We start from the raw sequence: 20,101 nt of genomic DNA, 5'->3' as shown, positions 1-20,101 counted from the left end.
CGGGTCCTTGCCGTCCCCGCTTAAGCACACCATCATCTTATTTTGCCTTGCGAAAATCCGGTTAACCAATTCACAAAAGTCGTAAAATTATCTGGATAAGCATTTGCGCCGACAAATTGTTGTTCTACCTGCGTCGCCTCATCAAACGTGCGCAATCCCCACTCATCCGTCGGACCAGCTTTAATTTGACGATACTCTGCTTGCCAATCAGCAGTTAGTTCAGCTAAACGCCGCTCGATATTATCCCACTGGAATCCAACATCTTGCCAGTCATTTTCAAACCGGCGTAATTTAAAATCATGTTGAATAATCTGCTGACGTTTTCTTGAAAAATCAACGCTATCATCCGCAATATCTAATTGGGGTAAATGATCATCATTGTGGCGAGTGACAATAAATGCATGATCAGTCATTCGTTTCCCTGCAATGGTTTCAAATCCCGCTGCTAAATTGCCGCGATAAAATTCAAAATATTTTAATGCCATGTTACTTATCAATCACAATCAATTCAGTTGGAATACCTTGGGTTAGGTTTTCGTTCCCGACGGTTTGAATCAAAATGTCGTCTTCAATACGTACGCCACCAACATTTGATAGGTAAATGCCTGGTTCAATCGTCAAAATCATATTGTCACGAACAGTATCACTCGCATCTGCCAACTTTGACACAATTGGCCCCTCATGAATATCAAGTCCAATACCGTGCCCAGTAGAATGCGTGAAATTATCTGCATAACCAGCGTCATCAATCACTGAACGCGCTGCTTGATCAACTTCACTCACTGGACGACCAATCTGTAAGGCATCAATCGCTGCATCATGTGCTGCCTTGACAGTATCATAGACCTTAGCCATCTCTTCATCTGGTTGCCCAAAGGCAATCGTCCGTGTGACATCTGATGTATAGCCATCTACATAGTAGCCAAAGTCAATCGTTACTAATTCGCCAGCCTCAATGACCTTATCAGTATAAGTACCATGTGGTAATGCCGCCCGAGCACCAGAGGCCACAATCGTATCAAAGGACGGCTTGTCAGCCCCATGCTCCTTCATGACACGGTCCAAGAGATTAGCCACTTCACGTTCTGTCATGCCAACATGAAGTTGAGGCAAAAAGGCATTAAACCCAGCTACCGCAACTTCTGCTGCACGACGAATTCGAATGACTTCATCTGGTTCTTTAACTTCACGAATTGTCTCAAATAGTGATGGAATTGGGACAATGTCCACACCATCGAAGTTTTCATCTAAATAGTCAAAGTCTCTAAACATAATTGAGTCCTCAAAGCCAAGTCGTTCAATCTTAAAACGCTTAGCAGCTGCCATGGCAACGCCCCAGTAATTACGTGTAACCAATAATTCAATTGACGTATCAGCTAATTTTTCACGATATTCATCTTCATAACGGTCGTCCGTGATTAAGGCAATCTTATCTTTACCAACTAGAACGAGACCGTCCCCCATGCCACCAGTAAAGCCTGTTAGATATTCCATGTTAAACCCATTTGTGACTAAAATGCCATCAACTTTTAAGGGTTCAAATACTTTGCGCACATTTGCAATTCTCGTTTCCATAACCCGCCTCCATCTTCAATCTATTTGTTTCGATTATACCAAACTTCCACTCGAATGGTTTTAATAGATTTGCGCAACATCCGTTTGTAATTTTTTAACAGCAGTCCAATTCACCGTAATGCCAACGCCCGGTTTCTGAGGTACCTCTACTCGTCCCTCTGTCAATTGGATCGGTTCATAAATCACATCAAGTTCCAGGCCATCTTGCGTCGCTGCAATATCAGCCGGGAAAATTGGGTTCGGTAAAGTTGCTGCTAAAGTCACATCAACAAACCGGCCTAAGCCTGAACTCAACATTCCCCCAATCCAAGGTAATTGCCCCGCCTGATTAATTTCCGTAATCGCCCTTTGCGTGGCGGTAATCCCACCTAATTTACCTTGTTTCAGCGTAAAAGCATCAGCAGCGTGTTGTCGAAGTGCAGAACTAACATCGCCGACGCTATTAATTGATTCATCTAAACTAATCCTTGGTACCCTACCAGTGGCCAGTAATTCTGCATACCGCTGCCACGGCGATCCAACTAACGGTTCTTCGACTAAGGTAATGCCCTGCGCTTTAAGTGTCTCTAGACAATCAACACTTTTCAAAGTATCAGGTAAAGCATTATTAAGGTCGATTGAAAAGACCATTTGTGGAAATTGGCGTTGCACTGCCTGCAAATTTGGTAATTGATCTAAGGCGGTTGCCTTTAACTTCACTCTCCGGTAGCCCGCTTGTGCAACCTTTTCAATTTCAGTGTAAGTAGCCGCTACATCTGCCTGAATCCCAACCGCTTTACCGACAGGTACAAAGCGATGTTGGGCACCTAGCAACGTCGCTAATGACTTCCCTACCGTTTTACCATAAGCATCCCAGCATGCCATTTCCATAGCTGCACGTACAAACGTCAACTGAGTTTGTCCCGCCAAATATGCAGCCACGGCATGCGGATGCTGCCACTGTAGACTTTTCAAACCAGCCGCTAAATTGCCCAGCATCTGTCGGGAATCCATCTGCGTTTCCGGTGCGTAAGCCGTATTCAGAAAACTTTGAATTTCACCATAGCCGACGCACCCATTGCTTAGGGTAATCTCAAGTAAAGTTAGTTCGCGTAGCTGGGTCGTATCATGTGCCGTTTTAAAAGATTGTTTGAGCGATAACGCAAAGGGGATCGCCCGAATTTGAGTAATTTGCATTGTAAGCTCCTTCTAGCAAAAAAGCACCTGAACAACAGGTGCTTTTGCTATATTAATTAAGCCAGAGGCGTAAAACAAGCATACCTACGAAGGCCAATGCAGCGATTAGCATCCACTTGTTCCGCGTTTTATACCAGTCGTACAAAAGGTATCCTGACAACGCAGCAGTTGAGAGAATCATTAACCAAGGTTGTGGATAAATCATTGACGCCACAATTAATACCAAAACGACAATCGGTAGCATTACATCAATTTTTTGTTTCATGCGTTTTTTCCATCTGATTCGATTTGCGCCCAAGCGCAAGTAATCAGCCCTTCCGTTGTATAATTTAACCGTCATATTCACATAAAAACCGTCGTTTGGCCTCATAAAGCTAAACAACGGTTTTTAGTTTTGACCGATGATGTTCCCTGTCGGACTCGAACCGACGACCGGACGGTTATGAGCCGTCTGCTCTAACCAACTGAGCTAAAGGAACCTAACAGCAATGCATTTAATCGTGTGATTAAACAATGTCCCCACACGGACTCGAACCGTGGACCCAAGGATTAAAAGTCCCTTGCTCTACCAACTGAGCTATGGAGACAAATGCGTCTGATAAAAAGACCACATTTGATTATACATGAATTCAATTTATTTGTATAGTTGGATTACAGCTGATTTAGCGTCGTTGTGTACTGCTCAGGTGCTTCAAAGTGAACATTGTGTCCCACCCCTGGTACGATAAGGGCTCGACTACGTTGCAATTGTTGTTGCATGCGTTCAGTAATGCCCAAGAACTTCGTATCCAATGCCCCATTAATCAAAACAACCGGTACGCTTAAATTCTCCAAACTTGACCAATAACTAGGCATCGCTCCCGTCCCAAATCCTCGCAACGATGCCGCTACGTTATTCGGATTCTGTTCGACCCGTTGTCGATGCATAAAGGCTTGTTGTGCTTCTGGTAAAGCCTGTTGACTAGCAAACATCGGCAGTTGCTCCCATTCGGTTACGAAATCCACCATTCCCGAACGTTCAATGCGCTCAGCCTTGGCCTCATCTGCCGTTCGTCGATTATGTCGGTCCTGAGCATCCGCTAAACCTGGTGTCCCACTTTCCAAAATCACCTGCGCTAACGCGTCAGGATATGTCAGCGCATACGCCAGGGCCAAACGTGCGCCCATTGAATAACCCACTAGTCTGATGTCTTTTAACTTAAGCGCAGTGAGTAAGTGATGTAATTCAGCAACCTGCGTTTCCGCTACAAACCGATGCGCATCAGCAACTGTTGGTTTATCAACGCCCAGCCCAAGCAAATCCAGATAAATACGCGTACCTTGCGGCTTAATTGACGCAAAATCCGCCTGACTCCCTAAGAATCCGTGCAAAAAGACCCATACTGGCGTTCCGGCTCCTTCGATAGTGTAAGCATATGGATAACCTTCAATCTCAATCGTTGGCATCTATCGTTCCTCCAGCTAATTCTGCCAATATCGTTTGGTGTTGCGCCACGTTTTCAGAACGATCCGTGATAACTTCAATGAAGTGTAACCCATTTGCTGGTGTTTGAACGAGCACGTCTAATTGTGCTAAGTCAGTGATTTGTGTATATGGTGCATCATAAAGCGCTGCAATTTTCTCAACGGATAAGGCTTGCGGCGTCCCAAACAAGGTTTCAAAATAATCTTGCGCCTGCGCTTGGGGCAAGAATGAGAAAATACCACCGCCATCATTATTAATAACCAGCACATTTAAATTAACCTGCGCTTGCTTTGCCAACATTAAGCCATTCATATCATGGAACAAAGCCAGGTCACCAATGGCTAGCCAATTATTTGCATGCCCTAACGCCATCCCCGTTGCTGTTGCAACTGTTCCATCAATACCGTTAGCTCCGCGATTAGCCCAAGCCGTAACGGCATGTTGTGGCTGCCAGTAATTATCATAATCACGAATGGCCATTGAATTGGCAATGAACAATTGCGTCTCAGCTGGCAAGCATGCCATCGTTTTCACGACACCCACATCACTCAAAGGCTGGCGGGCAACAGTCTGTGCAACAACCTCTCGACTCGTTTGCCATTGTTCCAAAAAGCCGGGCATTTGCGGCGCTACCGCTTGATCAAACGCCATCAAAAAAGCTGTTTCGGTCACATCTAGTTGATAGCGGGCAACGCGACTATGGTCGCGACCAACAAAACTCTTACCAACTTGAACAACCGGAATATTCTCTGCCTTAATCCATTGCAATACTTTAGCCGATACAGGCGTTCCACCAAATCGTACAATCAGGCGCGGTGTCGGGTACGCTTTAACGCACCCACTTTCAATCAGCGCATCAATCCCCGTAATGGCGTTTGCATTTGGCCGAACTTGTCCTAGGACATCTGCCAAAATGGGCAACGCATGTCGTTCCGCCACAGCTTGCAACTGCTTTTGATAAGTCGTTGATTCGGCTGGCCCGGCTAAAAACATCACGGCTTCTGCAAATTGCGTACGCAGACTTTCTGGTACTTCAAGCACCGTTTCCGTCTCAGCATATTGCACCGTTTCCACATTTGGCCAAACCGTATCTAACTCTGGCATCAACGGTTTACGCAGTGGTAAATTAATTTGAATCGGTCCAGCTGGCTGTTGACCCGCCAAATGCACGGCATCTTGAACTGCATAATCGATATATTCAGTTGTATCAGGTGTGGTCGACTGCATCGTCACCGTCATCGCCTTTTTTACATGCGTACCAAACAACGCTTGTTGATCAAGCGTTTGCGGCGCACCGATTCCTTGCAATTCTTCCGGTCGATCGGTTGTCACTGCAATTAAAGGAACATGCGAAACTGCTGCTTCTGCAATCGCTGGTGCATAATTAACCGTCGCCGTTCCCGAAGTTGCCAGTAACGCGACCGGTACTTGTTGGGTCTTAGCAATGCCCAGTCCCAAAAATCCGGCATCACGCTCATCAACCGCCATGTGTATTTGCATATCTGTTTGGACGGTTGCCGCAAATTCAGCCCACAACAATGCCACTGGTGTCGTTCTTGAACCTGGTGAAATCACGACATGCCGTACCCCTTGGGCATACAAACTTTGAATAAAATGTTTTAGATTTAGTGTTAAGTCATTTTGCATCCATTTGGTCCTCTAATAATTCTCGCATCGGCGTCATCTTCAACTGTATTTCTTGTGCTTCTTGCGCTAAGTCTGATTCCGCTAATACCCCCGCTCCTGCAAATAATTGCGCTTGATTAGCCTCAACCAACATCGAACGAATACCAACAATAAATTCTCCCATACCGTTAGGTAAATAATAGCCCAATGGCGCTGCAAACAGCCCACGTGGGGCCCGCTCATAATCCTCAATGACTTTTTTCGCCCAATCTCTGGGCCACCCGCCGAGTGCTGGCGTCGGATGAAGGCGTTCAACCAAAGCAAACAATGGCGTTTCCGCATTTAATTGACCTTGGATTGGCGTATACAAGTGTTGGATTTGGGGCGTTTTTAACATCTGAGGCGTTTCGGCATATGTTAGCTTGCTGATATCAGCAAGCTGCTTGACCAACATATTAACCACAATTTGATGTTCTTCGCGATTTTTCTGATCATGCCATAAAGCATCTGCTAACACCGCATCAGCTTGTTCATCATCACCCCGCCGAATTGATCCCGCAACTGCTGCAGTTTCAAACTGGTTTCCCGCTAACTTTACAATCCGTTCAGGTGTCGCAGACACAAAGATTGTCTCACCACTTTTCATCACAAAATGGTAGCTATTAGGCTGCTGTGCCACAAGGCTTTCCAATAATTGCGCAATATCAATTGACGCATCAAAATCCAACGTCGTTTGCATGCCCAAAACAACCTTTTGTTTAGTGCCATCAGTTTGCATCGTTTCTAAAACTGGTTGCATACGTGTTGTCCAATCAACTTCATTGGTTTCCGTCAGCAGCTGTAAGGGGTGCTTAGGCGTACTAACTACCGTCGTTCCCCAGTCGCTAACTTCATTTAAATCAATCACTTGATTTGGGGTAAAAAAATAGCCCCCCATTATACCGGGCAACTCTTGATCAGCATCAAAATTAAAGCCACCAAAAACTGCAGTACGTTGTTGTTGCACCCACGCATTCAGGTCACGTTGATCAGTCCAACCACTTATCTCAGTCTGGCACCCAAAGCCAACCAACCGGGTCGCTTTATCTGCTGATGCAAAATAAACTGCATGTTCATTTTCACTAAATTCAGTCATCCATTTTTGCATTTCGTTGCTCCCACTCTATTTGTAAGGTTAGTAAAGCCTGACGCAAGCCATCATCTGCAGCCGTGAGGTATAACCCTTTAACGCCCCGGGTCACTAAAATACTGGCAGCATGGTACATGACATCGGCTTGCATTTTGGCAATCGCTGCCGGATCCGTCAATCTGGGTGTTTTTTTATAAATTTCACGGTGGGTCACGTCCGCAGTGTTAACTACCATATGATTGGTTGACGCATCGTACTCGAACGGCGGGCCCAATATCACACCAGCATAATTCAAATCAAACCCTTGAATGGTATAAATGGATCCTACCTGATTAATCGATTCGGGTCGCTCCGCCCAAGGCGTTTTTTGTGGGTCGTACTCATCCCACGGTAAATCAAAATCATCCATATAAACATGATGTTGACCATTTGGTAAGCGCTTAAAGCCACTCGTTGCAACCATACGTGAAAGGCCAACTTCATGGTCGCGTTTTTTGATTACGTCAAACATATCTGCTGCACGATCAAAAATACGTAAATCATAGTCACCCAAGTCATCTGGTAATGGCAAAAGCTCACCTTTACCAAAAGCATCAAGCCAGTTTAAGATGGCCGGATTAGCCTGAACACGATATTGTAAATCCAAATCGAAATCTTGACGTTTCGCATGCGCTGTCACTTCATCTAAAAGCGCATGACTCCAGTAAGCTTTTGATTGCATCACTTGTTCAAAATCGAAGACAACTACGACAACTTTCGCGATCTTCATTAATTCGGTCAATTGATTGTCTTGGTAGAATTTAATGTAGGGTTCACTTTTAGATAGTAGTAAATGACCTTCATCGACCAAAACGACATCATACTTTGTCCCATTTTTATGAGCCGCATTAATGATGCTCGTTGGTCGTTGATAATCTTTCTTGCGTAAATTAGGTTCCGTACTAGCTAATTCTTGATAGACCTTCAATAATTCAGGATGATTAACTGTAAAAATATTGTGAGTTCCTTGATATGGTCCAACATTTTGACGAGCACTATTTTGGAGACGTTTAAAGAGTTCCGTCAGCACAACGCTCTTTCCCGTTCCGGCCTTCCCATTAATAACCGCGACAGCTGGCTGATTATCAGTAGCTACTAACTGTTTCTGAATAAATTTTTCAATTCCAGCTAACTGCATTTCCTGGTCTTGTGTCAAATTTTTAACATTAAATTTTTTTATCGTTGAATTTTCCATAAATTCATTATACACCGTGGCAACGTTGATAGAATGCCCCTTTCAAAAAGCAAGCAAATCTTAAATTAGCACTCTAACGAAGAAAGTGCTAATTTTTTCGCAAAAACCCTTGTATTTATTTTTAAAGGTGCTACTATAGTAAATGTAAGCAAGGGGTTGGCAAAACAAAGCCCGACTTACAACAACCAAAAATAAAAATAAATTATAAAGAGAGGTATTTTACCATGGCTAACGAAGTACGCACATATAACGATTTGAATCACTTTATCGATCAGGTTTCACGTGGATTGTTTAACGAGGCATCAACACCATCTGTATTGAACGCTGATGTGACTGAGTCTGATGACAAGTACACTGTTCATGTAAATGTACCTGGTGTTAACAAAGACGATATTAACTTGAACTACCGTGATGGAGTTTTGAATATCGACGCAAAGTACGATCATTTTGAAGATCATTCTGATGAAGATAACCACGTTTTGTTGAGTGAACGTCAAGAAGGAACAGCACACCGTAGCTTGAACCTACCAGGTGTTGACGAATCACAAATTTCAGCAACGACTGAAGATGGTGTTTTGAACATCACTCTTCCAAAGGTGCAAGAAGAAGATCACAAGATTTCAATTAACTAATTGAAATAAAAAAGCAGTACGCTAAACGTACTGCTTTTTTTGTGTCTTCATAGATTTAAATGTCGTTGCCAAACCAAATCTTCATTTCGCGTTGGGCCGCTTCAGGACTGTCAGAACTGTGCACAACATTACGTAACTTGTCATCCGCATATTCTCGCCCAAAATCACCACGAATTGTGCCAAAAGCAGCTTCAGAAGGGTTAGTAGCCCCTGCCATACGTCGGAAAACCGAAATAATTTCAACGCCACTGGCGACAATTGCGACAATCGGACCTTCTTGCATGTAAGATTTCATGTCAGGATAGTATGGCTTATTCACCTTATCGGCATAGTGCTCAGCTAACAATTCATCCGTAGCTTGTGTCACCTTTAAAGCATCAATACGATAGCCCTTGTGTTCGATTCGTGAAATAATCTCACCAATGTGTCCTTGGCTTACGCCATCAGGTTTAACTAAAATCAACGTTTGTTGCGTTTCCATCTTCTGCACCTACTTTCTCTATATATCACCCAACGAATTTTACTTCGTTTCATATTATACCCGTCTGAACAGCCGTGTACACAGCTAATTGTGATTTAATTAACAAAAATATAGAACACGAAGCCTAGCCCTACAACCAACGCCATTGCATGTCTCCAACGGTATTGAAACATTATGGCACAATACTCACGAAAATACGCATGCCAAAAGGCTTTTGGCGCTGTTTTAGCACCAACACTATGCGTCGTAACGCCAATTTTTTGCGCCAACAGTGCCGCACGGTAGGTATGGTAATCACTTGTAACAAATACGCCCGCAGTTGGGTTTAAGCCATGTTGGATTAACCAAGCCTTCGTAAACATCATATTTTCAGCGGTACTCGTTGAAGCTGTTTCCAACACCAAAGCCGAACGTGGATATCCTTTTTCTTCACAATAGGTCGCCATCGCCTCAGCTTCTGAAATCGTTTCATCACCACCCTTACCCCCTGACAAAATCAACCAAGGTTGGTCCAGTTGTTTTGCAACAAGTAGTGCTTGATCTAAACGGGCCTGTAAACTTAACGATACTTGATTACCATAATTCAAACCCGCACCCAACACTAGAACATAAGCTGATTTAACCGATGTTTGATTTTGGTGCCTATAAATCAGAAAACCGATGCCGTAAGCAAACCACCAAAATATGAAGTACCCACTTATAAAGCCAAGCAAGATAACGATTAGTTGTAACCTTGGCTCTGGAGTTAACCACAGCTGAATGATTAGCCCCGTGAATAGACAACATATGACCAGCACAATCAGAATCGTCGCATTCACTAAGCGATAACGATGATTTCGTCGTGTCAGCCATGCCGTTTGAACAAGTTGCCAACCAATCCATATGCCAGCTAAACCGACTAGGATACCGAATAGACTCAATCCAAACACCCAAACTCGATGCATCCACACGTTTCCATAACTTAATTCAGTCACTATGCCAGCCACCACCAACACGAGCATCGTAACCCCTACACCATTCAAAAGACGAATTCGTCGCGTCCGGAAACTTAGGTACAAGCCAATCAAAATAAACAGCAACCCCATTATCAAGTACGCCATTGTTGCATCCCCGCTAAGACTTCACCCAAAATCGGAGCTCGTCGTCTCAAAAAATGACCACCCGTTGGACGGACTAAACAATCAATTTGTAATGCCGTTGCCAAATCAAACGATATTTGCCATGACACAATTGGATCATCTTGCGCAGTCACCATAACTCCTTGCGCAATGCGTGCTCGAATCCCCATTTCGTTCAACTCGTGCGGCACAATTTGGTTCAGCTCTGGAAACGCAGACAACTCCTGATTAAAACCACTTACCAACAGTACAGATACGGGTGCCCCATTAGTCTCAGCTAAATAGGTTAAAATCCGCAAAACCCCTAAACTATGCCCAATCAAACAATTCTCCTGATTCGGATCAATGATTTCACTTAAATATGTTGTCCAGGCATCCATATTCAAGTCATCTTTCTCCGGCAAGGACAACCGCTTAACACGACCACCCTGGTGCTTTACAATATATTGGTCCAGCCATTCGAACCAATCCGAATCTGCATTCGCACCATAACCAGGAACGATATAGTAATTCATAATGCACCTCTTTTCATACCTTATATATTGTTTTCAATCTAAAAAATGTCCGTGTGAGTTTTTCTAACATATTTTTTCACTTCTCAATTTTTACGCCTATACTAATTGGTATAGTTAAAAAAAGAAAGAAGGAATCGCTATATGAACCCCGTTGACACAGTCTTTGTGCTTTTCTCCGCCCTTCTAGTATGGATTATGACCGCTGGTTTGTCACTCTTTTACGGGGGACTTACGCGGTCAAAAAGCATGCTAAACACAATGATGATGGTTATTTTGCCACTAGGCTTTGGAACTGTCATTTGGTATCTCTTTGGTTACAGCCTAGCTTTTAATGGTAATGGGGCTTTCATCGGTAATTTGAAAGACTTTGCCTTTGCTAACGTATCTCTTACTCAAAGTACACATGACTTAACGATTCCCGATGCAGTCTTTGCCATTTTCCAAGGGATGTTCCCTCTTATTACAATTGGTATTATTGCTGGCGCCGTCGTTGATCGTATCAATTTCAAAGCATTTGGTCTTTTCACCATCATTTGGATGCTAGTTGTTTATGTTCCACTGGCCCACATGGTTTGGGGTGGTGGTTTAATTCAAAAACTTGGCGTCCTCGACTTTGCTGGTGGTGATGTCGTCCACATCTCATCTGGCGTCTCAGCTCTCGTCTTAGCAATTGTGATTGGACATCGTAAAGACATGTTACCACCAACCGTAAAAAACGTTCCCGCTGTCGTTGCTGGTGCTGCGCTCCTATGGCTCGGCTGGTTTGGTTTTAATGCCGGTTCAGCACTAGCGATTAACGAAGCTGCCATCCAAGCACTCTTAAATACCATCTTAGCTGGTGCCCTTGGCTTTACCCTATGGAACTTGCTTGACTATCTCAAAAATAAAACAATTTCACTTTCAGGTAGTTTTACTGGCGCCTTAACGGGATTAGTATTGATTACGCCGGGTGCAGGCCTCATTAAAAGTAATGCAACCTTCATCACAATCTTGATTGGCACCCCAATCTTATTCTTCGCCATTAATGGCCTCAAACACCACTTTGGTTACGATGATGCCCTTGATGCATTTGGCGCACATGGTCTTGGTGGCATTCTTGGAGGACTCTTCACCGGGATTTTTGCTGATAAAGGATTATCTGGTACCGAAGGATTAATCCACGGAAACATCGGCATTATGGGCACCCAACTTGCTGGAATCACCATTGCGATTATCTGGGCTGCTATCGGCACTTTCATTATTATTAAATTGATCGGATATTTTATGCCGCTTCGCGTCGATCCAAACGCAACTGATTCACGCGATATCGTCGAACACGCCGAATCAAGTTTCGATTTCAACAACTAAAAGGACTCTGTCAAACTAATCACACGCTGTTGTGATTAGTTTTTTTGTCCAATCATTATGGTCAGCGGTTATATCGTTGACACCCCCGCCTTTCAGCAAGTCAATTAAACGTAAAAAAAATTAATTATCAAACCAAAATAAAAAACCCATGCGTCCTTTGAAGAACGCATAGGTTTTATGTTTTTTGGCATATAACTAATGGAAGAATGAAATGTAGAAACCAGCGATAACCAACATGATGGCACCACCAAGACGATTTCCCATTTGCGCAAATCCAATCAAGTTCATCCGATCTGACGCAGCAAGGACGGCAACGTTTCCGGCACCACCCATACTGTTGTTACAGAATCCGGCCGTAATCGCTGATTCAATTGGATACAAGCCAAACCAGTAACCGATAATTCCGGCAGCCAAACCAATCGTGGCCACACTAATCAAAACAAGCACAACAAATGTTAGATTCAATGAGTGCGCAAGCACGCTCAAGTTCAAGAGTGACAAACCAACACCAGCCAAAAGTGCGTGGGTCATGTTTGTGGTGACTGTTTGTCCAAACAATACTGCTGAATTTTCATAGTATTCTGGTAGAATACCAAGTGCTTTAACGACAATAACCGTTAAGATAATGAAAGCGTATGTGTTGATTTTTGGAAATACAGCATTCAAGCCAGTTCCAATCATGTAGAATGACATCGCCATGATTAAACCAACACCAAGTTGCTTCATGTTGCTGAAGTCTAACTTCTTCTTTTCTCCTGCTTGCGCATCATTTTCATCACGCATCATCTTACCGTGACCATTCCACTTGCTGTTAACCATGGTCTTTGAGATAACACCAGCAGCGATGATGGCAACAACGTTACCAAGCACTGTGGCTGGGAACAATTGTGATAGATAAGTTCCAGCTGAGCCACCAAGGCCGTGAGCGTAAATACTTGACAATGGCACGATACCAGCACCAACACCACCGGCCATAATTGGGAAAGCAACGTACATAACTGAGTGAACGAACCCGTTACCCATCAACATACCAACAGTTCCAACAACAAACCAACAAACAGCCATTGATAAGAAGGCAACCGGGATGAAACGAACCGCTGCCTTAAGCAACATCTTTCGATCCATCGCCAAAATTGAACTTGTGATTAGTGAAACAATGAAGAAGTCAATGAACCCCATATCACTCGTAAAACTTCCAGCCGTCTTAACAACACTCGCTGGCACAATACCCGTTGTCGCTAAGATTGCAGCTGCAAACATCGTAAAGACAGCCCCACCACCGAGATACGTCTTAAAGACCGGTAGGTTAGCCCCCAAGTAATAGAAAATATCCCCCATCAAAACGAGGACAAAGATAGCACCTAACATATTGTCAGGTAAGACGCCCATGTTAACAATAATGACTAACAAGATTGCCATAATCGCATATGCAACTAAACCAATACCATCAATTTTGATAGCATCAAGCTTAGACATAACTGATTTAACATTATTCATGATTTGATACCCTTTCCTAACCAATAATTTCTTAACACCTTTAAGTATAGGATTTATTTCACAAATTACAAGCATATTTTTTTATTTTTTCAAAAAACATGCTTATTTGTTTTGTTTTTTGAAATATTTAAAAGGCGCTTCAAAAAAAAGCTAAGACTGTTTTATCCAGTCCTAGCTTTTTCATTAATCGTTTAAATTGTAACGTAATGTCATATTGGCCGATCCAAGCGTCACCATTTCACCTAGTAACTTGGTTTGCCGCTGCAAAGCTTCATCTGCAAGAGCTTGGTTCGCCTGCGTTAAAATGTCTCCCGTTGCCGTTGCTTGGTCGGATTGAACCTGAGCATCAGCTTGTCGTTGAATCCGTCGGTAAGCTGACATCGCCTCTAGCTCATACGTGTTACGCAAATCAACGTAAAGGTCATAATTCGTATCACCCAACAAAGCCGTAGTACAGCTCAACCAGTACATGTTAGTCAAATCAAAGGTTGCCGTTGCATCTCGGAAAGCCGCCGGTGTGTCAGAGACATTCGCATAGAATGGTACTACCGTATTAAAGGTATTCGCACCAAAAGCTAACCAGTGCACACCTGCAATCGCATCAGGTACCCCATTACGAATTTGCAAAATGTGGACGTTATGATTACGGTTCAACCCAATCGAACGGAATAGCTTGCGATCACTCTCACTTCTGTTTCCATATGGATCATACTTCGTATTTTCATAGTGGGCACTCAAAATAAACTTAACATCTTCAACACTAATCTTACGATCGGCATGCATAATAAATGGTAAATCTTGGTCCTGTGGCTGACCACTTGCATCTGGTGTCAAATACTGTTGACCATACCAAACACGTGGATTGTTATAGACCGTATCCTTAACTGATGCTGAGCCAAAAATATGACGCAAATTATATCCAGAAAAATCAGGATTTAAATGATTATCATCAATAAGTGCTTTTAAATCAGCAGATGCCAAAGTATCAATGGCACTAAAATCAAAATTATCGATACTCATCCGATTAGCTGCAACAACATAGGCATCATCCGGTATTCGGACAGCCGCCCAGTGGTGTCCACCAATGGTCTCTAACCACCAAACTTCATCTCCATCCGAGAATGCAATGCCATTTGGTTCATAAGTACCATATGTTTCAAGCAATTGCCCCAATCGTTCAACGCCTTCACGAGCAGAGTGAATGTAAGGCAAAACTAAGGTCACAATATCTTCCTCACCAATACCACCATCCACAAATGGATCAATCGCTTGGATGCGTGGATTAGTAGTAATCGTTTCAGTGGCGGTCATCGCAATATTTTCGGCGTTAATCCCCGCCGCAGGCCAAACCCCATCCGTTAAGACTGCATTCGGCATTGAGGTATACCGCATGGGATTATCTGGTAAGTCAACAGATACTTGACTCAGTACCGATGTATAGTGTTGTGGCTGTTGTTCGGGATTCACCACGGTAAATCGTTGTGGATCAAGCGCCTCGTGACCATCGTCGTTACGCGCAATCAAGGTCGACCCATCAATTGAAGCATTCTTTCCAACTAATACAGTTGTACATGAGCCATGAATTCTATCTGTCATCTTCCTTACCATCCTTTGATTTAAATTATTTCTAATATTAGTATAGTCCTTTTTTAGCATTGGACCAACTAACAAAAAGAACGATTGAAAATGAAATTTCTTTTCAATCGTTCGTTATTTTATTTATTTTTCAAAGTGATGCTTTACTTGCCACCAGTCTTTGCTGATTGATAATAAGATTAAAAGTAGTCCAACGACACCAACGCTAATCAATTTGAATGTATTGATATTAAATAGGTCACCTTGATAATACACAATACTCTTAGCACCATCCAGCAGGAAGCGAATTGGTAGCCATGGCAATAACCAGTCGTGATAGACTGCCGGAATCATCTCGGGCGCAAGCTGCATCAATGGTGCCGAGAAGAGCATCAACAACGCAATAACTGGCAGCGCAGCAAATCCCAACCACATTTCCAAACCAAACATGATAAACATGAACGCTGCTGCAGCAATCATGCTAAAGCAAGCCATTTTCCAAAAATCATCATACGTATAGCTTAAAATATAAGTGACCAACCAAGTGGTTGCTAAGCCAACAATTGCAGCCGTTCCCGTTAGAAAACCAATTTGACCTAAACGTAACTGCCAAAGCTGACGTTGCCGCTCAACTTTAATGGTTTTGCCAGCTGTGAATACTAAGAATGTTGCAAACAAGCTTGCCATCCATAACGGTTGAAAGTAGGCACTACTTGCTGAATTTTTCTCTTTGACACTATGCCGTACATCAACTTTAGTGACCACTGGATTGGTAAGACTCTCAGTATTAACTGCTTGAAGCGGCACTTCATTTTTTTGCAGTTGTTGTAACATCATCTGCCCCATCCCGGCACTCATTTTCGAAACCATACCCGTTAACATCACCTGCACATTATTAGCCAACGTGGCGTTCTTAGCTTGATTAATCAGCACCCTTACTTTAACTGGTTGTCCAGTTTTCGAAACCATCTGCATGTTTTGTGAAAAATTCTTTGGAATAATAATCGCCCCATAGTATTTTTCCTGATCCATCGCCCGCTTAATCGACTGCTCAGTTGGCTTTGTCGTCCATTTAATAGTCGTCGCTTGACTCCCGGTGCCTAACTTCGTAATGTCAGTAAGTTGCTTTGCAACTTTTTGTCCCATCGGTCCTTGATCCTCGTTAACCATCGCTATTGGAATATTCTTCGCAACCGGTCGTGCGGTTGGAAATTGGGCAACAACCAAAATAAGTGCTAAAACTAATCCAACAATTAGAGAAAAAATATAAAATTTATTTTTGAACATAAGCCTGCTCCTTTTTTCGACACGCTGTCGCTTTACTAACCTCATTTATTGTATAATGCGTTTAAACAAAAAACGAGATACAAAACACGACAAAGTGTCGCATTTTAAAAAGGAAATCTTATGCCTAGTCAAAAAGTTCAAAAGACCCGCCAGAATTTGTTAAATGCCTGCATTCAACTCCTCGATCAACAAGACCTTAGCCAAATCAGCGTCACCGATATTGTTGAGCAAGCGAAAGTTCATCGAGCAACCTTTTATCGCCATTTTGAGGACAAATATGATTTATTGAACCAGGCCGAAACTGAAATTTTTGATGAAATGACCGCGGCCTTTAACCGCTACATCAATAAATCTGATAACACTAAAATTGACACGGCCAATTTTGCTGCCTATCGGCTTGCATTACTGCACATATTCATGCAACACGCCCCATTTGTAAATGCGATGTTAGGCGCCAATGGGGATTTAACGTTTGAGAATAAGCTATATGATCAAATTTATCAGTTAACCCAATTAGGTTTTAAAACGTTGTATCAACTTCCACCATCTGTGACCCAGAAAGCAGAATTCATTGGTCATTACGCGGCTTCAGCTGCTTTCGGTATTGTACGTCAATGGCTAAAAACGCCTACGAATACTCCAGATGAACTCGCACAACTCCTTGATGAGCTGACGATTAAAGGTGTAGCAACAACACTCAACGAATTAAATCCATAAAAAAGCTCAGGCCACTTAGTGCCTGAGCTTTTGTTTTACTTATCTAATTTTGTAACTTTGTTCTGATCGTCTTTTTGAACCTTCATATCTGACATTGGAATGTAACCAAGCTTCTTAGTGGTCTTCTTCATGTCATCTGACTTAACGAAGTCAATATACTTCTTTGTATCCTTGCTTGGGTTCTTAGTGGTGTACATATGCTCATAAGCCCAGATCTTCCACTTATTATCAGCTACATTCTTGTCGGTTGGCTTGACCTTATCAACACTGATCGTCTTAATCTTACTTGCGGCGTTCCCTTGCGTATATGAGAAGGCCAAGTATGAAATTGCCCCTGGTGTTTGTCCGACAATCTTTTGTACGGCGCCATTATCATCTTGTTCCTGTGAAGTCTTTGCTGACTTACCGTCCAAGACATTTTGTTCGAAGGTAAAGCGTGTTCCAGAACCTTGGGCACGGTTAACAAGGACAATCTTTTCGTCCTTACCGCCAACTTCCTTCCAGTTCGTAATTTTACCGGTGAAGATTTCTTTTAATTGCTTTGATGACAAGTTCTTAACTGAAACATCCTTGTTGACAACTGGCGCAATTCCAACTGCAGCAACTTGGTGATCTTGAAGCTTTGAAGCATCAACACCCTTCTTTTGTGAAGCAAAGATATCAGAATTCCCGACATCAATTGATCCCTTACCAACTTGGCTAAGACCAGCACCTGAACCACCACCTTGCACGTTGACGCTGACACCACTGTTCTTTTCGCCAAACTTTTCACCAGCCTCTTGGGCCAATGGTTGCAAAGCAGTTGAACCAACTGCCATCACTTTACTATCAGCATTGGCCACAGTGGCACCACCGAGTAGTGTTGCTGCAGCCAAAACGCTAACACCAAGGGTTGTTTTAATTAATGTACTTTTCATGAAAGTATCTCCTTTTAAAATTAATGTTGAAAGCGATTGAAGTCATAAAGAATTGTTCATAGTAGTAGTAGTAGTAGCATGTATTAGAAGTTTCAATCCCTTTCAACAAAACCTAGTATAGCGAACCAATGTACAAGCACGGTAAGTTTCGTGGGTTTTGTGTAAATAACACGTAAACAAATCATTTACAAAGCAAAAAAACACTAAATTGCACGTTAACTTAGTGTTTTTCTCAAAATGAATTTAACGATTCCACATACTTATCCTGAAATTGTTCGACATAGTCATCTGGCAAAGCTAACCCCTTTGCCAAATAGTTTTCAAAACTACCAAATTTTACAAGTATGACATCTGCTGCATGTTCTAGGTAACGTGCATCAACCTCAAGTAACGTCCGTAATCCAGTTAATTCACGTTCATCAACATACAATTGCGACTGGATGGCTTGCATGGTCTGCTGATTCGCATGTTTACGCATTTCATTCGTGAGTAAATAATCATCTATGATTTGTTGATTATCAATACCTGCCATTTTCAAAATAACTGCAGCAGCAAACCCAGTACGATCTTTTCCAGCAAAACAATGGAAAATAAGCGGTTGACCGTCATTTAAAATGTCCATGAAAAACTCGCGATAGCGTACGTGTGCATTGGCATCTAAGACGAGGTCTGAATAAGTTTACATCATGAACTCAAAACTATTTGCCGCATTCTTTAGCATCATTTCAAAACTTGGCGCTCCACTACCTGCACCTAGAATATCGATGTGGTTGTAGTTGGCGCCAGGTATGGTGACATCCGGATTAGCTGCAATTTCAGCATCACTTCTAAAATCATAAATGTGATGAATGCGCGTATCTTGCTGCAACACGTTGACTTGCGCATGACTGAGTTGATCCAGTTGTGCACTGCGATAAAAAACACCCGACCTCAATGTCCCAACTTGCCCAGTTTTACCACCAATATCTCGAAGGTTCACAATATCTAAAGTATCTGCATTCATTTTTCATCCCCTCGATTGATCACCCGTTTCTGTTTGAGTCTGTTGCGCAGCTAAATTATCGGCTAATAAATTGGCCAAACGTTGGCCCATCGGCTTAAAGGTAACATATGTAATAACGCCTGATGTAACCCCGCCGACCAGCGGCACAGCTTTAGTCACTGTTTGACCAAGCGTTTGGTGACTAATTCGGTGTCCTACAGAGCTTCCCACCTTTTTCATCATTGGATGTTTGACCCCTTCAAGCATAGCTTTACCGGCAATCTTTGTTCCAAGTGGTTCAGCCATCTTCTGTGATCCTAAATAAATTAATGAAGCGGCTCCGGAAACACCAAACATGCCCCCTAGCAACCCAAGCAAGCGGCCCCGTTCAACCTCATTCAAATGACTTTTCGGATTGAACAAATCATCTTCACCAAAGAGATAAGCTAACTGTTGGGCCATGCGTAGCGCTAACCCAAAATATTGCGCAATATCTGCGGCCCCCGTACCGAGCATAATTAGTGGATTGCTGGGTAGACCGGCCAATACTGAAGCAGACGCCGCCTTCGTTACATTATCTTTAATTAAAATATCCGCCATATCCCGCAATTCATTTGCTGAGTAGTAGGCTTGGGGTCCATTCTTAATAATCCCTTTCAAATTCTCGTCATCTTTAAATTGGGTTTTCAAGAAATTTTTGCGATTCACGCGGACCATGGGTAATTTTACTAGCCCTTCAATTGTTCGGTTTGCTAATGAATATTTATCTTTTGGCATATGCGCCTCCCATAAACAAATTTGTTACCTATATCATACGTGATATTGGGT

Annotated in this window: 19 protein-coding genes, 2 tRNA genes and 1 pseudogene; 3 read left to right on the top strand and 19 right to left on the bottom strand. The window is 42.8% G+C overall.

From position 1 onward, the window contains the following. Positions 1–32: 32 nt before the first annotated feature. From IE337_RS02165 to IE337_RS02120, 10 genes are all read right to left on the bottom strand, one after another. Complete coding sequence (locus tag IE337_RS02165) at positions 33–485, bottom strand: phosphoesterase (RefSeq protein WP_191136632.1); 453 nt, start codon at positions 483–485, stop codon at positions 33–35. A 1-nt stretch (position 486) separates the two neighbouring features. Then, the gene (locus tag IE337_RS02160; protein WP_191136631.1) at positions 487–1,575 is read right to left on the bottom strand and encodes a M24 family metallopeptidase; all 1,089 of its coding nucleotides are present in this window, start codon (positions 1,573–1,575) and stop codon (positions 487–489) included. 60 nt (positions 1,576–1,635) lie between these two features. Beyond that, the gene (locus tag IE337_RS02155) at positions 1,636–2,751 is read right to left on the bottom strand and encodes an enolase C-terminal domain-like protein (protein ID WP_191136630.1); all 1,116 of its coding nucleotides are present in this window, start codon (positions 2,749–2,751) and stop codon (positions 1,636–1,638) included. A 52-nt stretch (positions 2,752–2,803) separates the two neighbouring features. Further along, positions 2,804–3,016, bottom strand: a complete 213-nt coding sequence (locus IE337_RS02150) for a hypothetical protein (protein WP_191136629.1) — start codon at positions 3,014–3,016, stop codon at positions 2,804–2,806. 140 nt (positions 3,017–3,156) lie between these two features. Continuing rightward, positions 3,157–3,230 (bottom strand) — tRNA-Ile (locus IE337_RS02145). A gap of 35 nt (positions 3,231–3,265) precedes the next feature. Next, positions 3,266–3,338, bottom strand: a tRNA-Lys gene (locus tag IE337_RS02140). Between the two features lie 64 nt (positions 3,339–3,402). Beyond that, the gene (menH, locus tag IE337_RS02135; RefSeq protein WP_191136628.1) at positions 3,403–4,197 is read right to left on the bottom strand and encodes a 2-succinyl-6-hydroxy-2,4-cyclohexadiene-1-carboxylate synthase; all 795 of its coding nucleotides are present in this window, start codon (positions 4,195–4,197) and stop codon (positions 3,403–3,405) included. Next, positions 4,184–5,863 carry a 2-succinyl-5-enolpyruvyl-6-hydroxy-3-cyclohexene-1-carboxylic-acid synthase gene (gene menD / locus IE337_RS02130; RefSeq protein WP_191136627.1) on the bottom strand — a complete coding sequence of 560 codons (1,680 nt, stop codon included), beginning with the start codon at positions 5,861–5,863 and terminating at the stop codon, positions 4,184–4,186. Before menD ends, menH begins: the two co-directional genes overlap by 14 nt. Then, entirely contained in the window at positions 5,853–6,989 is a 1,137-nt protein-coding gene (locus IE337_RS02125; RefSeq protein WP_191136626.1) for an isochorismate synthase, read from the bottom strand. Before IE337_RS02125 ends, menD begins: the two co-directional genes overlap by 11 nt. Then, positions 6,970–8,205 (bottom strand): DUF2075 domain-containing protein, encoded by a 1,236-nt coding sequence (locus IE337_RS02120; protein ID WP_191136625.1) that lies wholly within the window; start codon positions 8,203–8,205, stop codon positions 6,970–6,972. The genes IE337_RS02125 and IE337_RS02120 overlap by 20 nt, the downstream gene beginning before the upstream one ends. 224 nt (positions 8,206–8,429) lie before the next feature. On the opposite strand from IE337_RS02120, the gene IE337_RS02115 reads away from it, so the two are divergent. After that, entirely contained in the window at positions 8,430–8,837 is a 408-nt protein-coding gene (locus IE337_RS02115) for an Hsp20/alpha crystallin family protein (protein WP_057745727.1), read from the top strand. A gap of 55 nt (positions 8,838–8,892) precedes the next feature. On the opposite strand, the gene ndk is transcribed toward IE337_RS02115, so the two are convergent. From ndk to IE337_RS02100, 3 genes are all read right to left on the bottom strand, one after another. After that, positions 8,893–9,318 carry a nucleoside-diphosphate kinase gene (gene ndk / locus IE337_RS02110; RefSeq protein WP_057745725.1) on the bottom strand — a complete coding sequence of 142 codons (426 nt, stop codon included), beginning with the start codon at positions 9,316–9,318 and terminating at the stop codon, positions 8,893–8,895. A gap of 95 nt (positions 9,319–9,413) precedes the next feature. Further along, the gene (locus tag IE337_RS02105; RefSeq protein ID WP_191136624.1) at positions 9,414–10,418 is read right to left on the bottom strand and encodes a YdcF family protein; all 1,005 of its coding nucleotides are present in this window, start codon (positions 10,416–10,418) and stop codon (positions 9,414–9,416) included. Then, positions 10,406–10,951, bottom strand: coding sequence for an RBBP9/YdeN family alpha/beta hydrolase (locus IE337_RS02100; protein ID WP_191136623.1), 546 nt, complete (start codon positions 10,949–10,951; stop codon positions 10,406–10,408). The genes IE337_RS02105 and IE337_RS02100 overlap by 13 nt, the downstream gene beginning before the upstream one ends. 141 nt (positions 10,952–11,092) lie before the next feature. On the opposite strand from IE337_RS02100, the gene IE337_RS02095 reads away from it, so the two are divergent. Beyond that, on the top strand, positions 11,093–12,298 hold the full coding sequence (locus IE337_RS02095) for an ammonium transporter (protein ID WP_191136622.1): 1,206 nt from the start codon (positions 11,093–11,095) through the stop codon (positions 12,296–12,298). Between the two features lie 195 nt (positions 12,299–12,493). On the opposite strand, the gene IE337_RS02090 is transcribed toward IE337_RS02095, so the two are convergent. The 3 genes from IE337_RS02090 to IE337_RS02080 form a co-directional block, all read right to left on the bottom strand. Continuing rightward, a complete protein-coding gene (locus IE337_RS02090; protein ID WP_227067385.1) occupies positions 12,494–13,795 on the bottom strand; it encodes a 2-hydroxycarboxylate transporter family protein in 1,302 nt (433 codons plus the stop codon). A gap of 183 nt (positions 13,796–13,978) precedes the next feature. Beyond that, a complete protein-coding gene (locus IE337_RS02085) occupies positions 13,979–15,391 on the bottom strand; it encodes a C69 family dipeptidase (RefSeq protein WP_191136621.1) in 1,413 nt (470 codons plus the stop codon). 123 nt (positions 15,392–15,514) lie between these two features. Next, positions 15,515–16,657 (bottom strand): YhgE/Pip domain-containing protein, encoded by a 1,143-nt coding sequence (locus tag IE337_RS02080; RefSeq protein WP_191136620.1) that lies wholly within the window; start codon positions 16,655–16,657, stop codon positions 15,515–15,517. A 120-nt stretch (positions 16,658–16,777) separates the two neighbouring features. On the opposite strand from IE337_RS02080, the gene IE337_RS02075 reads away from it, so the two are divergent. Continuing rightward, positions 16,778–17,374, top strand: a complete 597-nt coding sequence (locus IE337_RS02075; protein WP_191136619.1) for a TetR/AcrR family transcriptional regulator — start codon at positions 16,778–16,780, stop codon at positions 17,372–17,374. A 35-nt stretch (positions 17,375–17,409) separates the two neighbouring features. Here IE337_RS02075 and IE337_RS02070 read toward each other — a convergent pair whose 3' ends face one another. The 3 genes and pseudogenes from IE337_RS02070 to IE337_RS02055 form a co-directional block, all read right to left on the bottom strand. After that, complete coding sequence (locus IE337_RS02070; RefSeq protein ID WP_112468523.1) at positions 17,410–18,291, bottom strand: phosphate ABC transporter substrate-binding protein; 882 nt, start codon at positions 18,289–18,291, stop codon at positions 17,410–17,412. 232 nt (positions 18,292–18,523) lie between these two features. Further along, positions 18,524–19,294: pseudogene (locus tag IE337_RS07870) on the bottom strand (tyrosine-protein phosphatase). A 3-nt stretch (positions 19,295–19,297) separates the two neighbouring features. Beyond that, positions 19,298–20,050, bottom strand: coding sequence for a hypothetical protein (locus tag IE337_RS02055; protein WP_191136617.1), 753 nt, complete (start codon positions 20,048–20,050; stop codon positions 19,298–19,300). Between the last annotated feature and the right edge of the window lie 51 nt (positions 20,051–20,101).

The organism is Weissella viridescens (assembly GCF_014789145.1).
Classification (GTDB): Bacteria; Bacillota; Bacilli; order Lactobacillales; family Lactobacillaceae; genus Weissella; species Weissella viridescens.
This window is presented reverse-complemented; position numbering and strand designations above follow the sequence as displayed.

Bases quoted from the DNA above. Each gene is read 5' to 3' on its own strand.
- menH (WP_191136628.1), bottom strand. From the start codon at position 4,197: ATGCCAACGATTGAGATTGAAGGTTATCCATATGCTTACACTATCGAA.
- IE337_RS02165 (WP_191136632.1), bottom strand. From the start codon at position 485: ATGGCATTAAAATATTTTGAATTTTATCGCGGCAATTTAGCAGCGGGA.
- IE337_RS02155 (WP_191136630.1), bottom strand. From the start codon at position 2,751: ATGCAAATTACTCAAATTCGGGCGATCCCCTTTGCGTTATCGCTCAAA.
- menD (WP_191136627.1), bottom strand. From the start codon at position 5,863: ATGCAAAATGACTTAACACTAAATCTAAAACATTTTATTCAAAGTTTG.
- IE337_RS02070 (WP_112468523.1), bottom strand. From the start codon at position 18,291: ATGAAAAGTACATTAATTAAAACAACCCTTGGTGTTAGCGTTTTGGCT.
- IE337_RS02075 (WP_191136619.1), top strand. From the start codon at position 16,778: ATGCCTAGTCAAAAAGTTCAAAAGACCCGCCAGAATTTGTTAAATGCC.
- IE337_RS02100 (WP_191136623.1), bottom strand. From the start codon at position 10,951: ATGAATTACTATATCGTTCCTGGTTATGGTGCGAATGCAGATTCGGAT.
- IE337_RS02120 (WP_191136625.1), bottom strand. From the start codon at position 8,205: ATGGAAAATTCAACGATAAAAAAATTTAATGTTAAAAATTTGACACAA.
- IE337_RS02160 (WP_191136631.1), bottom strand. From the start codon at position 1,575: ATGGAAACGAGAATTGCAAATGTGCGCAAAGTATTTGAACCCTTAAAA.
- IE337_RS02085 (WP_191136621.1), bottom strand. From the start codon at position 15,391: ATGACAGATAGAATTCATGGCTCATGTACAACTGTATTAGTTGGAAAG.
- IE337_RS02080 (WP_191136620.1), bottom strand. From the start codon at position 16,657: ATGTTCAAAAATAAATTTTATATTTTTTCTCTAATTGTTGGATTAGTT.
- IE337_RS02150 (WP_191136629.1), bottom strand. From the start codon at position 3,016: ATGAAACAAAAAATTGATGTAATGCTACCGATTGTCGTTTTGGTATTA.
- IE337_RS02115 (WP_057745727.1), top strand. From the start codon at position 8,430: ATGGCTAACGAAGTACGCACATATAACGATTTGAATCACTTTATCGAT.
- ndk (WP_057745725.1), bottom strand. From the start codon at position 9,318: ATGGAAACGCAACAAACGTTGATTTTAGTTAAACCTGATGGCGTAAGC.
- IE337_RS02095 (WP_191136622.1), top strand. From the start codon at position 11,093: ATGAACCCCGTTGACACAGTCTTTGTGCTTTTCTCCGCCCTTCTAGTA.
- IE337_RS02125 (WP_191136626.1), bottom strand. From the start codon at position 6,989: ATGCAAAAATGGATGACTGAATTTAGTGAAAATGAACATGCAGTTTAT.
- IE337_RS02090 (WP_227067385.1), bottom strand. From the start codon at position 13,795: ATGAATAATGTTAAATCAGTTATGTCTAAGCTTGATGCTATCAAAATT.
- IE337_RS02105 (WP_191136624.1), bottom strand. From the start codon at position 10,418: ATGGCGTACTTGATAATGGGGTTGCTGTTTATTTTGATTGGCTTGTAC.
- IE337_RS02055 (WP_191136617.1), bottom strand. From the start codon at position 20,050: ATGCCAAAAGATAAATATTCATTAGCAAACCGAACAATTGAAGGGCTA.